The sequence below is a fragment of the Blastococcus sp. SYSU DS0669 genome (genome assembly GCF_054050895.1).
Map to the genome: position 1 here is coordinate 1 of NZ_JBJHAE010000039.1, position 14,590 is coordinate 14,590.

General features: G+C 74.2%; 12 protein-coding genes. 10 read left to right on the forward strand and 2 right to left on the reverse strand.

The genetic code is table 11. From position 1 onward, the window contains the following. Positions 1–341: 341 nt before the first annotated feature. The 10 genes from ACI792_RS20505 to ACI792_RS20550 all read left to right on the forward strand — a co-directional run bounded on the left by ACI792_RS20505 (position 342) and on the right by ACI792_RS20550 (position 11,567). Positions 342–1,919, forward strand: a complete 1,578-nt coding sequence (locus ACI792_RS20505) for an ABC transporter ATP-binding protein (protein WP_456604216.1) — start codon at positions 342–344, stop codon at positions 1,917–1,919. Further along, positions 1,916–3,136, forward strand: a complete 1,221-nt coding sequence (locus tag ACI792_RS20510; protein ID WP_456579583.1) for an ABC transporter permease — start codon at positions 1,916–1,918, stop codon at positions 3,134–3,136. The genes ACI792_RS20505 and ACI792_RS20510 overlap by 4 nt, the downstream gene beginning before the upstream one ends. Positions 3,137–3,209: 73 nt before the next feature. After that, positions 3,210–4,496: an ABC transporter permease gene (locus tag ACI792_RS20515; protein ID WP_456604217.1), complete on the forward strand. Its 1,287-nt coding sequence runs from the start codon at positions 3,210–3,212 to the stop codon at positions 4,494–4,496. Then, entirely contained in the window at positions 4,496–4,909 is a 414-nt protein-coding gene (locus ACI792_RS20520; protein ID WP_456604218.1) for a cytidine deaminase, read from the forward strand. The genes ACI792_RS20515 and ACI792_RS20520 overlap by 1 nt, the downstream gene beginning before the upstream one ends. Next, complete coding sequence (locus ACI792_RS20525) at positions 4,909–6,189, forward strand: thymidine phosphorylase (protein WP_456604219.1); 1,281 nt, start codon at positions 4,909–4,911, stop codon at positions 6,187–6,189. Before ACI792_RS20520 ends, ACI792_RS20525 begins: the two co-directional genes overlap by 1 nt. A gap of 168 nt (positions 6,190–6,357) precedes the next feature. After that, entirely contained in the window at positions 6,358–7,218 is an 861-nt protein-coding gene (locus ACI792_RS20530; RefSeq protein ID WP_456579579.1) for an ABC transporter ATP-binding protein, read from the forward strand. Beyond that, positions 7,215–8,027 carry an ABC transporter permease gene (locus ACI792_RS20535; protein ID WP_456604220.1) on the forward strand — a complete coding sequence of 271 codons (813 nt, stop codon included), beginning with the start codon at positions 7,215–7,217 and terminating at the stop codon, positions 8,025–8,027. The genes ACI792_RS20530 and ACI792_RS20535 overlap by 4 nt, the downstream gene beginning before the upstream one ends. Before the next feature lie 64 nt (positions 8,028–8,091). After that, a complete protein-coding gene (locus ACI792_RS20540; protein WP_456604221.1) occupies positions 8,092–9,165 on the forward strand; it encodes an adenosine deaminase in 1,074 nt (357 codons plus the stop codon). A gap of 3 nt (positions 9,166–9,168) precedes the next feature. Then, positions 9,169–9,861: an MgtC/SapB family protein gene (locus tag ACI792_RS20545; protein ID WP_456604222.1), complete on the forward strand. Its 693-nt coding sequence runs from the start codon at positions 9,169–9,171 to the stop codon at positions 9,859–9,861. A 245-nt stretch (positions 9,862–10,106) separates the two neighbouring features. After that, positions 10,107–11,567, forward strand: a complete 1,461-nt coding sequence (locus ACI792_RS20550; protein WP_456604223.1) for a DEAD/DEAH box helicase — start codon at positions 10,107–10,109, stop codon at positions 11,565–11,567. A gap of 106 nt (positions 11,568–11,673) precedes the next feature. Here ACI792_RS20550 and ACI792_RS20555 read toward each other — a convergent pair whose 3' ends face one another. Together ACI792_RS20555 and lpdA are read right to left on the reverse strand one after the other, a co-directional pair. Further along, entirely contained in the window at positions 11,674–13,023 is a 1,350-nt protein-coding gene (locus tag ACI792_RS20555) for a hypothetical protein (protein ID WP_456604224.1), read from the reverse strand. Between the two features lie 55 nt (positions 13,024–13,078). Beyond that, positions 13,079–14,485 carry a dihydrolipoyl dehydrogenase gene (gene lpdA, locus ACI792_RS20560; protein ID WP_456604225.1) on the reverse strand — a complete coding sequence of 469 codons (1,407 nt, stop codon included), beginning with the start codon at positions 14,483–14,485 and terminating at the stop codon, positions 13,079–13,081. Positions 14,486–14,590 lie beyond the last annotated feature (105 nt).

Below are 14,590 nucleotides of genomic sequence, written 5' to 3' on the forward strand. Positions count from 1 at the left end.
TATATATGGGGGGTACAGGACGGCCCCCCCCCCCGGGTCAGGCGGGCGCCCCCCCCCGCACCCCGCGGGCCGCCCCACCGGAGCGAACCACCGACGGCGGGTCCGGGCGTGCTGCCCGGGCCCGCCGTCGTGGTGAGCGGGGCGCCGCCCCACCCGCGCGGGGGGCGCGCTCCCGGTCGCCGCGGGGGTGCGTCATCATGCCCACGGCAGGTGCCCTCACCCGGGTTCCCCGCCCGACCACCGGCAGCCCGGGGGACGACGTCCGGACCGGCGTCGTCACCGGTGCGCCGGATCGAGACCAGCGCCGCCCGCGCGGCGCACCGTGAGAGAGAGGCCCACCCATGGCCCAGGCTCCAGGAGCCGGTGCCGCGCAGCCCGACGGCGGGGCGGCGCGGTCGCCGTACGCGGTCGAGCTGCGCGGCATCACCAAGCGCTTCCCCGGCGTCGTCGCGAACAAGGACATCGAGCTGGCGGTCCGCCGCGGCGAGGTGCACGCGATCGTCGGTGAGAACGGCGCGGGCAAGTCCACGCTGATGAAGACGCTGTACGGCGAGCACCGGCCGGACGAGGGCACGATCCTCGTCGACGGCCGCCCCGTGCAGTTCCGCAGCCCGGCCGACGCGATCGCGGCGGGCATCGGCATGGTCCACCAGCACTTCATGCTGGCCGACAACTTCACGGTCCTCGAGAACGTGGTCCTGGGCAGCGAGCCGACGAAGGGTGGCCGGCTGGACCGGGCCGCCGCCGGCCGCCGGATCGAGGAGATCTCCGAGCGCTACGGGCTGGGGCTGCGCCCCGACGACCTGGTCGAGGACCTCGGCGTCGGTGACCGGCAGCGCGTCGAGATCGCCAAGGTGCTCTACCGCAACGCCCGGACGCTGATCCTCGACGAGCCCACCGCCGTCCTGGTCCCCCAGGAGGTCGACGAGCTCTTCGGCAACCTCGCGGAGCTCAAGCGCGAGGGCCTCACCGTCATCTTCATCTCGCACAAGCTCGACGAGGTCCGGAAGGTCGCCGACGCGATCACCGTGATCCGCCGGGGCACCACCGTCGGCGAGGCCGATCCCCGCACGACCACGGCCAAGCAGCTCGCCGAGATGATGGTCGGGGCCGAGCTGCCGACGCCGGAGCTGCGCAGCTCCACCGTGCGCGAGACGCCGGTGCTGCGCCTCGCGGGCGTCACCGTCGCCTCGGACGCCGGGCGGCCGCTGGTCGACGGCGTCGACCTCACCGTCCGCGAGGGCGAGGTCGTGGGCATCGCCGGGGTCGAGGGCAACGGCCAGGCCGAGCTCGTCGAGGCGGTCATGGGCCTGCGCTCGCTGGCCGCCGGCACCGTGCACCTGGGCGAGCAGGACCTCACCGGGTGGAGCACCCGCGCCCGCCGGGAGGCCGGCATCGGCTTCATCCCCGAGGACCGGCACCGGCAGGGGATGCTGCTGGACGCCCCGCTCTGGGAGAACCGCATCCTCGGCCACCAGACCCGGCCGCCGGCCGCGCGGGGGCCGTTCATCGACCGCAAGGGCGCGCGCGCCGACACCGAGCGGATCATGCGCGAGTACGACGTCCGGGCACCCGGCCCCGACACGCTCGCGGTGGCGCTCTCCGGTGGCAACCAGCAGAAGCTGATCGTCGGCCGCGAGATGAGCGCCGCCCCCCGCCTCCTCATCGCCGCCCACCCCACCCGCGGGGTCGACGTCGGCGCGCAGTCGGTCATCTGGGAGCTGCTCAAGGACGCCCGGGGCGAAGGGATGGGGATCGTGCTGGTGTCGGCCGACCTCGACGAGCTGATCGGTCTCTCCGACACGCTGCACGTCATGTTCCGCGGCCGCCTGGTGGCGACGGTGGACCCGCGCCAGGTCACCCCCGAGGAGCTCGGCGGGTACATGACCGGCGCCCGGACCGCGGCAGGTGCGGCGTGAACCGTCTGCGCAGCACCGGCCTGGCGCTGCTGGGCCCGGCGCTCGCCGTCCTCGTCGCCCTGGTCATCTCGGCCCTGGTCATCGCGCTCATCGGCGAGAACCCGATGCGGGCGCTCCAGGTCATGACCGACCTCGGCGACGCGCCCTCCCAGCAGGTGCAGTCGATCGTGGTGATCCTCAACCGCGCCGTCCCGCTCTTCCTGGCGGGGCTCGCGGTGTCGGTCGCCTTCCGCATGGGCCTGTTCAACATCGGCGTCGAGGGCCAGTACCGGCTGGCCACCGTCGTCGCCGCCGCCGTCGGTGCGGCCGTCGTGCTGCCCGGCCCGCTGCACGTGCTGCTGGTCATCGTCGTCGCCATGGTGGTCGGCGCGCTGTGGGCCGGCATCGTGGGTGTGCTCAAGGTGACCCGCGGCGTCAGCGAGGTCATCAGCTCGATCATGCTGAACTTCATCGCGCTCGGGCTGGCGTCCTTCCTGCTCACCGGCCCGTTCCGGGGGAGCCCCGAGGGCGCGTCGATCATCACGACGACGCCGCTGCCGGAGTCGGCCTGGTTCCCGGGGCTCAACGGCGTGCTCGGCGCCTTCGGCCTGGCCGAGCCCCGCACGGAGCTGTTCGGGTTCCTGCTCGTCGCCGTCGTCGTGGGCATCGTGATCGCGGTGCTGATCCAGCGCACCCGCTTCGGCTTCGACCTGCGGGCCACCGGCATCTCGGCCTCCGCGGCCACGGCCAGCGGGGTCGACGCCCGGCGCATGGTGGTCACCACGATGCTGCTCTCGGGCGCGGTCGCCGGCCTGATCGGGCTGCCCGACCTGCTCGGCGACACCCGCGCCTTCGGCACCGAGTTCACCGCCGGGCTGGGCTTCCTGGGCATCGCCGTGGCGCTGCTCGGCCGGAACAACGTCGTGGGGATCGCGCTGGCCGCGCTGCTGTTCGCCTTCCTCGACCGCGCCGCCCTGCCGCTGCAGTTCGCCGACATCCCGGCGTCGGTCGTCACGATCATCCAGGGCACGATCGTGCTCGCCGTCGTCATCGCCAACGAGATCGCCCGCCGGCTGGCCCTGCGCTCGGCCGAGCGCTCCGGCGCCGAGGCGACCGGCGCGCCCCCGGACCCCGGTGGCAGCGCCGACCCGGGCGGTCCCGGGCCCGGCACCGGTCCGGACGGCGGGCACCGCGTCCGCACCGGGGTTCCCGGCTCTTCCGAGGAGGCGCGCGCATGAGCGAGCTCGCGAGCTCGAGAAAGGCAGAGCCACCAGTGGGCATGGGGTCACCGAGCGTCAGCGAGGTGGGAGCATGACCACCGCGACCCCGTCCGGGGGCAGCACCGCCACCCGGCCCAGCCGCGGCCCGCTGACCGACCGGCTGACCGGCGGCGGCCGCGGCACCCGCATCGTGTGGCTGGTCCTCGGCCTGCTGTTCGTCTTCTCCGTCACCCGCGCGATCTCGGGTGAGGAGGCGCTGACCTCGTCCTCCACGATGCGGGCAGCCCTGCTGCTGGCGGTGCCGATCGGGCTGGCGGCGCTGGGCGGGCTCTACTCCGAGCGCGCCGGCGTGGTCAACATCGGCCTCGAGGGGATGCTGATCCTCGGCACCTGGGGCGCCGGCTGGGCCGGCTGGCAGTGGGGCTGGGTCGGCGCCATCATCGGCGGCACCGTGCTCGGTGCCATCGGTGGCCTGCTGCACGCGATCGCGACGGTGACCTTCGGGGTCGACCACGTCATCTCCGGCGTGGCGATCAACATCCTCGCCGCCGGCGTCGCGCGCTTCCTCTCCGAGCTCGTCTACGTCGAGGGGACCGGGGGCGGGCCGACGCAGTCGCCGTCGGTGGGCAGCGACCCGCCGAGCTTCTCGGTCCCGGTGCTCTCCTCGGGACCCGACCTGCTGGGCGACGTCGAGAACACCGGCTGGTTCCTGATCAGCGACCTCGCGGGGGTGCTGCGCGGGCTCACCAGCGGGCTGGGCGTGGTCACGCTGCTGGCGATCCTGCTCATCCCGATCTCCTACGTCGTCCTCTGGCGGACGGCGTTCGGGCTGCGGCTGCGCTCCTGCGGCGAGAACCCGGCCGCCGCCGACTCGCTGGGCGTGCCGGTGTACCGGATGAAGTACCTCGCGGTGATCATCTCCGGTGCGCTGGCCGGGCTGGGCGGCGTCTTCCTGGTCTTCGTCGCGGGCATCTACCGCGAGGGCCAGACCGGCGGGCGCGGCTTCATCGGCCTCGCCGCGCTGATCTTCGGCAACTGGCGCCCGGGTGGGCTGGCCGCCGGCGCCGGGCTCTTCGGCTTCTCCGACGCCCTGCAGCTGCGCAGCCGGACGGCGGTGGTCGCGCTGCTGCTGCTGGTCGCGATCCTGCTGGTCGGCGTCGCGGTCTACCAGGCGATGCGGCGTCGCTGGATCCCCGCCGTGCTCGCCGCCGTGGTGGCGGCGGCCGCGCTGGTCGGCTTCCTCTCGATCGAGGAGCTGCCCGACGGCATCGTCTTCTTCACCCCGCACCTGACCACGCTGCTGGTGCTCTCGCTGGCCTCCCAACGGCTGCGGATGCCCAAGGCCGACGGACTGGTCTACCGACGAGGGGAACACTGATGCAGCCGGACTGGGACGCCCTGCGCGCCGCGGCCCGCGAGGCGATGACCCACGCCTACGCGCCGTACTCGAGGTTCCCGGTCGGCGTCGCCGGGCTGGTGGACGACGGCCGCGTCGTCACCGGGTGCAACGTCGAGAACGCCTCCTACGGGCTCGGCCTGTGCGCCGAGTGCGGCATGGTGAGCGACCTCGCCCGCACCGGGGGCGGCCGGCTGGTCGCCGTGGCCTGCGTCGGCGGGGACGGCCAGCCGCTCATGCCGTGCGGCCGCTGCCGCCAGCTGCTGTGGGAGCACGGGGGCGCCGAGATGCTCATCGAGACGGTGTCGCTCGGCATCGTGCCGATGCGCGAGGTGCTGCCGGACGCCTTCGGCCCCGACGACCTGGTGGCGGCGGCCGAGAGAGGACAGGGCTGATGGCCGGGCACGACGCGATCGACGTCATCCGGGCCAAGCGGGACGGCGTCCCGCTCACCCCGGAGCAGATCCGCTGGGTGATCGGCGCCTACACCGCGGGACAGGTCCCCGACGAGCAGATGAGCGCGCTGCTCATGGCGGTGTTCTTCCGCGGCATGACCGCTGACGAGCTCGCCGCCTGGACCCAGGCGATGATCGACTCGGGCGAGCGCAAGGACCTCTCGTCGCTGGGCCGCCCCACGGCCGACAAGCACTCCACCGGCGGGGTCGGCGACAAGATCACGCTGCCGCTGGCGCCCCTGGTCGCCGCCTGCGGGGTGGCCGTGCCGCAGCTCTCCGGCCGGGGGTTGGGCCACACCGGGGGCACGCTGGACAAGCTGGAGGCGATCCCCGGCTGGCGGGCCGACGTGCACGAGGAGTCCTACCTCGCCCAGCTCCGCGACGTCGGGGCGGTGATCTGCGCGGCCGGCCACGACCTCGCCCCGGCCGACAAGCTGCTGTACGCGCTGCGCGACGTCACGGGCACCGTCGAGTCGATCCCGCTCATCGCCAGCTCGATCATGAGCAAGAAGATCGCCGAGGGTGCGGACGCGCTGGTCCTGGACGTCAAGACCGGCTCGGGCGCTTTCATGAAGAACTCCGACGACGCCCGCACGCTGGCCCGCACGATGGTCGGGCTCGGGGAGGCCGCCGGGGTGCGCACGGTCGCCCTGGTGACCGCCATGGACCGGCCGCTGGGCCGCGCCGCGGGCAACGCGGTGGAGGTCGCGGAGTCGGTGGAGGTGCTCGCCGGTGGGGGGCCCGCCGACGTCGTCGAGCTGACCCTCGCGCTGGCCCGGGAGATGCTGGCCGGCGCCGGACGGGACGACGTCGACCCCGCCGACGCGCTGGCGGACGGTCGGGCGATGGACGTCTGGCGCCGCATGGTCGCGGCACAGGGCGGCGACCCCGACGCCCCGCTGCCGCAGCCTGCCGAGCGGCACGTCGTGACCGCCCCCGCCGACGGCACGCTGACCCGGCTGGACGCCTACTCCCTCGGCGTCGCCGCCTGGCGGCTGGGCGCGGGGCGGGCCCGCAAGGAGGACCCGGTCTCGGCCGCCGCCGGCATCACCTGGACGGCGGGCGTGGGGGATCGGGTGACCGCGGGCCAGCCGCTCCTGGAGCTCCAGACCGACGACGCCGACCGCATCCCGCGGGCGCTCGAGGCGCTCGAGGGTGCCATCGGCGTGGACACGGGCGACCAGCCGCTGCCGCTGGTGCTCGACCGCATCACCGCCTGACCCCCGTCGTGATCATGGCGCCGTGACCACTTCCGGACCCGGATCCGTGGTCCCGGCGCCATGATCACGGGGGGAGGGGCGCGGGCGGTCCGGGCCGAGGGGGGAGACTGTTCCCTCGTGCAGAAGGACTCCCTCCTCCCCACCACTCCCGGGCTCGCGGCGGGACCCGTGAGGGAGCCGGTGGACCCGGACGCGGCGATATCCATCCGCGGCCTGGTCAAGCGCTACGGCGACCGCGCGGCCGTCGACGGCCTGGACCTCGACATCCGCCGCGGGGAGATCTTCGCGCTGCTGGGGCCGAACGGGGCCGGGAAGACGACGACGGTCGAGATCTGCGAGGGGTACCGGGACCGCGACGGCGGGGAGGTGCGCGTGCTCGGCGTCGACCCGGCGCGGGGCGGGCGCCGCTGGAAGGCCGAGCTCGGCATCGTCCTGCAGTCCGGCGCCGGGGACAGCCAGCTCTCGGTGCGCGAGCTGCTCACCGCCCAGGCGTCCTACTACGCCGACCCGCGGGATCCCGACGAGGTGCTGGAGCTGGTGGGGCTCACGGAGAAGGCGGGCGCCCGCGGGCGGACCCTCTCCGGCGGGCAGCGGCGCCGGCTCGACGTGGCGCTGGGCATCGTCGGCCGGCCGCGGCTGCTCTTCCTCGACGAGCCCACCACGGGCTTCGACCCGGAGGCCCGCCGCCAGTTCTGGTCGCTGATCCGGTCGCTGCGCGAGCTGGGCACCACGATGCTGCTCACCACCCACTACCTCGACGAGGCCGAGGAGCTCGCCGACCGCGTCGGCGTCATCGCCCACGGCCAGCTCGCCGAGGTCGCCGTCCCCACCGCGCTCGGCGGCCGAGGCACTGCGCCCGCCGTCGTCAGCTGGACCGAGGACGGCGCCCGGCGCACGGCCGAGACCGCCACGCCCACCGCCTTCGTGGCCGACCTGGCTGCCCGCTTCCCGGGTGAGGTGCCCGACCTCGCGGTCAGCCGGCCCACCCTGGAGGACGTCTACCTCAAGATGATCGGGGACCGCTCGTGACCACCCCCGCCCCGGCGCCGGCCCCGCTGCCCTCGGTCGCCCGGGTCTCCCGCACCCGGGCCGGGGTGGAGCTCAAGGAGTTCTTCCGCCAGCGCGAGTCGGTCGTCTTCACGCTCGTGTTCCCGGTCATCCTCCTGCTGGGGCTGGGCGCGGTGCTGGAGTACGACCTCGGCTCGGGCGTGGACTTCCCGCAGTACTTCATGGCGGGGGTGATCGCCGCGGGCATCGTCGGCGCGAGCCTGCAGAACATGGCGATCCACATCGCGGGCGAGCGCTCCGACGGCACCCTCAAGGCGCTGGCCGGCAGCCCGATGCCGAAGACCGCCTACTTCGTCGGCAAGGTCGCCCAGGTCGTCGCGGTGACGATCGCGACCATCGTGCTGCTGCTGGTGGTCGGCGTCCTGGTGTTCGGCATCGACCTGCCCACCGGGGCCGACTGGCTCACCTTCGCCTGGGTCACCGTGCTGGGGGCGGCGGCCTGCACGCTGCTGGGTATCGCGGTCTCCTCCCTCGCCCGGAACTCCCGGTCCGCCTCGGCGACGGTCACGCCGATCGCGCTGGTGCTGGAGTTCATCTCCGGCGTCTTCATGCCCTTCGACCAGGTGCCGGGCTGGCTGCAGGACGTCGCCGCCGTCTTCCCGGTGAAGTGGCTGGCGCAGGGCCTGCGCTCGGTCTTCCTGCCCGACTCCCTCGCCGCCCGCGAGCCGGCCGGCTCCTGGGAGCTCGGCACGGTGGCGGTCGTGCTCGCCGTCTGGTGCGTGCTGGGCCTGCTGCTGTGCGTCCGCACCTTCCGCTGGCAGGACCGGTGACTGCGACACTGCGGTCCTCCGGACCTCGTCATGACACCGATCGGTGGGTCGGTAGCTTTCCCGTGTGCCTGCACCGCTGAATGCCGAGTACGTCCGTCGCGCCCCCAAGGTCCTGCTGCACGACCACCTGGACGGCGGGCTGCGACCGCAGACGGTGCTGGAGCTGGCCGACCAGCTGGGCTACCGGGAGCTCCCGGTGTCGGACGCCGAGGCGCTCGGGCGCTGGTTCCGCGAGGCGGCCGACTCCGGCTCCCTCGTGCGGTACCTGGAGACGTTCGCGCACACCGTCGCGGTGATGCAGACCCCGGACGCCGTGGCGCGGGTGGCGCGGGAGTGCGCGCTGGACCTCGCCGCCGACGGCGTCGCGTACGCCGAGGTCCGCATGGCCCCCGAGCTGCTCACCGGCGGGATGCCCCTGGAGGCCGCGGTCGAGGCCATGCTGGACGGTTATGCGCGGGGCAGCCGGGACGCCGCTGCAGCGGGCACCCCCATCCGCATCGGCACCCTGCTGTGCGCCATGCGGCAGGAGGACCGCTGGGAGGAGGTCGCCGGTCTCGTCGTCCGCTACCGCGACGCCGGCGTCGTCGGCTTCGACCTCGCCGGCCCCGAGGACGGGTTCCCGCCCGACCGGATCCCCGCCGCGATCGCCCTGCTGGACCGCGCCGGGGCGCACCGGACGGTGCACGCCGGGGAGGCCGCCGGCATCGGCAGCATCGTGGCCGCGCTCGACGGCGCCGGCGCCGAGCGGCTCGGCCACGGCGTGCGGATCGCCGACGAGGTCGCCGCTGACGGCACCCTGGGCCCGGTCGCGCAGCGGGTGCGCGACGCGCAGGTCACCCTGGAGGTCGCGCCGTCGTCCAACGTGCAGACCGGCGCCTACCCCTCCCTGGCCGAGCACCCGGTGGACCGCCTGCACCGGCTGGGCTTCGCCGTCACGCTCAACACCGACAACCGGCTGATGAGCGGGGTCTCGCTGACCAGCGAGGTCACCGACGTGGCGACGACGTTCGGCTGGACGTGGGACGACGTCCAGACGGTGACCGAGCGGGCGCTGGCCGCCGCCTTCCTGCCCGACGACGAGCGCCGGCGGCTGCTGGACGAGGTGGTCCGCCCCGGGTACGCCGCGCTGGAGGGCTGAGCCGTGGAGGTCCTGCTCGCCGAGACGACCGGGGGGTCCCTGGACCGGCTGGCCGACCTCGGGGTGGCGTTCGCCCTCTCGGCACTCATCGGGTTCGAGCGGGAGCTGCGGCAGAAGGCGGCCGGGCTGCGGACGCTCACCATCGTCGGGTTCGCCGCGGCGCTGTTCATGGTGATCAGCGGGGCCGAGTTCGGCGACTCCCGCATCGCCGCCCAGGTGGTCTCCGGGCTCGGCTTCATCGGCGGCGGCCTGATCTTCGTCCGGCGCGACGCCGTCCGTGGGCTGACGACCGCGGCCGTCGTCTGGCTCACCGCCGCCGTCGGCATGGCGGCGGGGGCGGGGCTGTGGACGTACGCCGCGGTCGCCACCGCCGGTCACCTGCTGATCGCCTACGCCTTCACCCCGCTGGCCCGCCGGCTCTCGGGCCGGGCGGCGCACGCCTACCCGCTGGTGCTGACCTACCGGGACGGGCAGGGCGTGCTGCGCCGGGCGCTGGCCGAGTGCACGCAGCAGGGCTTCACGGTCCGCAACCTCGACACGTCCGTCGAGCCCGAGCAGCGCAGCGGTGTCCCGCAGGCCACGGTGCGGCTGACGCTGGAGGGCGCGGGGCCGGTGACGACGCTCGCCGCCCGGCTCGCCGACCTCGAGGGGGTGCTGGCGGTCTCGGCCGGGCACCGGGACGAGGACGCCGACTGACTCCGGTCGGGTGGGCGCCGTCACCCCCGTCCGCGGGAATGGCGCCATGATCTCCGCTGCTACGGTAGAGGCACCGGCACAAGGCCGGTCATCCTCCCGGACGGTCGGTCCGGGAACGAGCGCATCCGTGCAGATCCCGCGTCCTGCCAGGTCGCAGCTGATCGCCAAGTGAGGACGCCGGCACGTGCCGGGGCTCGTCCTCTTCCACGGGACGCGCTCCGAGCAGTATCGGAGCCCCACCCCGCATGACGTTGATCCACCCTGCCCCGCTCGAGTCGAACGAGGCCGAGACCACCCCGGTCCAGGCCCCCGAGGCGCCCGCCGGTCCCACCTTCGCCCAGCTGGGTCTGCCCCAGCCGCTGGTGACCGCGCTCGAGCGGCGCGACATCCGCCACCCCTTCGCCATCCAGACGTCGGCCCTGCCCGACGCGCTCGCCGGCCGCGACGTGCTCGGCAAGGCAGCCACCGGCTCGGGCAAGACCCTGGCCTTCGGCCTGCCGCTCCTGGCCCGCATCGGTGCCGAGGTCAAGCACGGTCGCCGCGCCCCCCGCGGGCTGGTCCTCGTGCCCACCCGCGAGCTCGCCCAGCAGGTGCACGACAACCTGGCCCCCCTCGGCCAGGCGACCGGCGTGCAGCTCGCCACCGTCTACGGCGGCGCGCCCATGTACCGCCAGATCCAGCAGCTGCGCCGCGGCGTGGACGTCATCATCGCCACCCCCGGCCGGCTGCAGGACCTGATCAGCCAGGGTGAGGCCAGCCTCGCCGAGGTGGTCATCACCGTCCTCGACGAGGCCGACTTCATGGCCGACCTGGGCTTCCTCCCGGTCGTCAAGGAGCTCCTCGACCAGACCGCCGCCGACGCCCAGCGCCTGCTGTTCTCGGCGACGCTGGACGGCGAGGTCGACGCCCTGGTGCGCCGGTACCTCAAGGACCCGGCGCGGCACGAGGTCAAGCGCCCCGGGGACGACGCCCCGCCGGCCGAGCACCGCGCCTACACCCTGGCGTTCCGCGACAAGGTCGCGCTGACCAAGGAGCTGGCCCAGCGCCCCGGGCGGACGCTCATCTTCGTCCGCACGCAGCTGGGTGCCGATCGCCTGACCGAGCACCTGCTCGAGACCGGGGTCAAGGCGGCCGCCATCCACGGCGGCCTGCCGCAGGCGGCTCGCAAGCGCGCGCTGGAGGCGTTCACCGACGCCCGCTCGCCCGTGCTGGTGGCCACCGACGTCGCCGCCCGCGGCATCCACGTCGACGACGTCTCGCTGGTCGTGCACTACGACCCGCCGGCGGACTCGAAGACCTACCTGCACCGGTCGGGCCGCACGGCCCGCGCGGGTGCGGCCGGTGTCGTCGTGTCGCTGCTGCTGCCCGACCAGGTCGGCCAGTCCAAGCGCCGGTTCCGCCAGGCCAAGGTCGACCCGGTCCTGCGCCGGGTGACCCCGGGTGACCAGGAGATCGCCGAGCTCGTCGCCAGCGGCGTGCACGTCGAGCCGGTCGAGCGCCCGGTCCGCGACTCCCGTCGCGCCGGTGGCCCCGGCGGCCGTCCGCGCCGCGAGGGCGACCGGCCCGGTGGCGGTCACCGCGGTGGCCCCCGCCGCTCCTACGGGGACCGCAACCGCTCCGGCGGCGAGCGGTCCGGCCGGCCCGGCGGTAGTGACCGCCGCTTCGGCGGCGAGCGCTCGGCCCGACCCCCGCGCCCGGGCAGCTGACCCCACCCCAGCACGCAGACGGCGGCCCGTCCCGGACATCCGGGGCGGGCCGCCGTCGTACGGCCCCATCCAGGGGCTCGCCGCGAGCCTCTGGACCGGGTCTTCTTCACTCGCGGAAGACCAGGGCTCCGCTCACCGCGGCCACGGCCTCGTCCCAGTCGGTGCGCAACCGGGCGGCCTCGACGGCGTCCAGGGGCTCGTCGGGCTGCCGGTCCGCACGCGCCAGCGCCCGGCCGAGCGGTGCGGTGGGGGCGAGCAGCTCCTCCACGCGGGTCAGCCCGGCGTACTCGCCCAGGTCGCGCACGCCCTCCGCGGGCTGGACGAGCGCCCGGTGGGTGACCAGCCCGGCGGCGCCGTCGGCGACCTCGCCCAGCACCTCGGAGAGCTCGGTGAGGTCGTAGCGGTCCTGCTCGGCCGGCAGGGGTGGTGTGTCGGTGTCGGCGACCTCGGGCCAGGAGGCGATCTCGACCAGGTCGTGCCGCTCGTTGCCGGCGCAGAACCGCGCGAGGTCGGCCGGGGTGTCGAAGAGGAAGACCTCGCCGTCGCGGCCGAGGAACCGGGCGACGTCCTCGACGTAGCAGCGCAGGGTCACCCCGGCGCCCTCGGGGACGACCACCTCGACCGGCAGGATGCCGACGGCCTCCCAGAACTCGGCGGCGGCGGCGACCGCGGCGGGGGAGGCGGTCACCCGGCTGCCGCGCGCGATCGTGCTGACGCCCGGCCGACCGGCCACCGACGCGGCCGTTGCGCCGGCCGGCTCGGCGTCGGCGATCTCCACCTGGTCGGGCAGGTCCTCCTCGTCGCCGGGCACGTCGTCGCCGGCCTCGGAGGCCGACGGGTACTCCTCGAGCGTGGCGGTGCCGCCGCCGGTCCAGTCGAAGTGGTCGGAGAGCTCCTCGACGACGTCCTCCCACAACTCGTCGAAGACGCTCCCGACACCGATCCAGGCGTCCTCTCCGGAGCGCCCGGCGAACGCCTCCACGCCCAGGCCGAGGGAGCCGATCTCGGGCTTGGCGGCGAGCTCGGCGACGGCCTCGAACTGCTCCTCGTCGTCGTCCTCGTCGGTGGTGTCCAGGCACTCGGCCAGCCGGCTCACGATGTCCACGGTGGCGGCCAGCTCCTCCACCGCCCACCGGTCGGGGTTCTCGGCGGCGATGTCGTAGACCCCGTCGAGGTCGTACCGGTGGTCCTCGTCCGGGGTCAGGTCGGGGGCCGCCAGCCCGGCGACGACCGGCCACACCGGGTGGTCGGCGAGGTCGTGGTCGGTGCGCGTGCGGCAGAAGGCGGCGAGCTTCGCCGGCGTCGGGAAGAGGTGCACGGTCGCGACGTCGCCCTCGGTCGTGCCGAGGAACGCCTGCCACTCCTCGCCGTCCTCCTCCCACGGCGGAGCCCACAGGGTGTACCCCGTGCGGTCGTCGAGGGTCAGTGCGATGGGGACGATGCTGGGCCTGGCCACCCGCCCATCCTGCCCTGTCGCCCCGGGGACGCATCTCCGGGCCGCGCGGGGGGTCTCAGAGGTTGATCATGTGGCCGGCGAGGCCGTGGATCGCTTCCTGCAGCCCCTCGCTGAGCGTGGGGTGGGCGTGCACGTTGCGGGCGAGCTCGGTGGCGGTGAGGTCCCACTTCTGCGCGAGCGTCAGCTCGGGGAGCAGCTCGGTGACCTCCGGGCCGACCAGGTGCCCGCCGAGCAGCTCGCCGTAGGTCTCGTCGGCGATCAGCTTGACGAAGCCGCCGGGCTCGGCCAGCCCCTGCGCCTTGCCGTTGGCGGTGAAGGGGAACTGGGCGACCTTGACCTTCCAGCCCTTCTCGTCGGCCAGCTCGCGGGCCTGCGCCTCGGTGTAGCCGAAGCTGGCGACCTGCGGCGAGCAGAACGTGGCCCGCGGCATCATCACGTAGTCGAGCTCCATGGTCTCCGTGCCGGCGATCGTCTCGGCGGCGACGACACCCTGGGCCTCGGCGACGTGGGCGAGCATCAGCTTGGCGGTGACGTCGCCGATGGCGTAGACGTGCGGCACGTTCGTGCGCATGCGCTCGTCGATCGCGATCGCGCGGACGCGCTCGGTCAGCTCGACGCCCAGCTTCTCCAGGCCGTAGCCGTCGACGCGGGGCTGGAACCCGATCGCCTGCATGACCTTGTCCGCGTGGAGTTCGCGGGTGCCCTTGGCATCGGAGACGGTGACCGTCACCTGATCGCCCGTGTCGTCGATCCGCTCGACCTTGGTGGAGGTGAGCACCTCCACGCCGAGCTTGCGGTAGGCCTTGGCCAGCTCCTTGGAGACGGCGGCGTCCTCGAGCGGCAGCATCCGGTCGGCGTACTCGACGATCGTGACCCGCACACCGTAGTTGCGGAGCACGAAGGCGAACTCGACCCCGATCGCGCCCGCGCCGGCGATGATGATGCTCGCCGGCAGCTCGCGGCTGAGGATCTGCTCCTCGTAGGTGACCACGCGCTCGGAGAGCTCCGTGCCCGGCAGGAACCGGGTGTGCGCCCCGGTCGCGATGATCACCGCGTCGAAGCTGACGGTCTCCTCGCCGCCGGCGTTCAGGGCGACCTGCAGGGTGTGGGGGTCGGTGAAGGTGCCCCAGCCGTCGATCTCGGTGATCTTGTTCTTCTTCATCAGGAAGTGCACGCCCTTGACCCGGCCCTCGGCGACCGTGCGGCTGCGGTCGAAGGCGGCGCCGAAGTCGAAGGAGACGTCGCCGGAGATGCCGAAGGTGTCGGCGCCGTCGCGCACCAGGTGGGCGAGCTCGGCGTTGCGCAGCAGCGCCTTCGACGGGATGCAGCCCACGTTCAGGCACACACCGCCCCAGTACTGGGACTCGACCACCGCCACGCTCTTGCCGAGCTGGGCGGCGCGGATGGCGGCGACGTACCCGCCGGGGCCGGCACCGAGGACGACGACGTCGAAATGAGGCACGGGGCGAGGGTAGTGCGACGGTGGGGGGGGGGTCGCCCCACCCCCCACAAAACCCCCCCCCCCCCCCGCGCGCGCGAGCGGGGGCGTAGACGACACGCCCCCCGC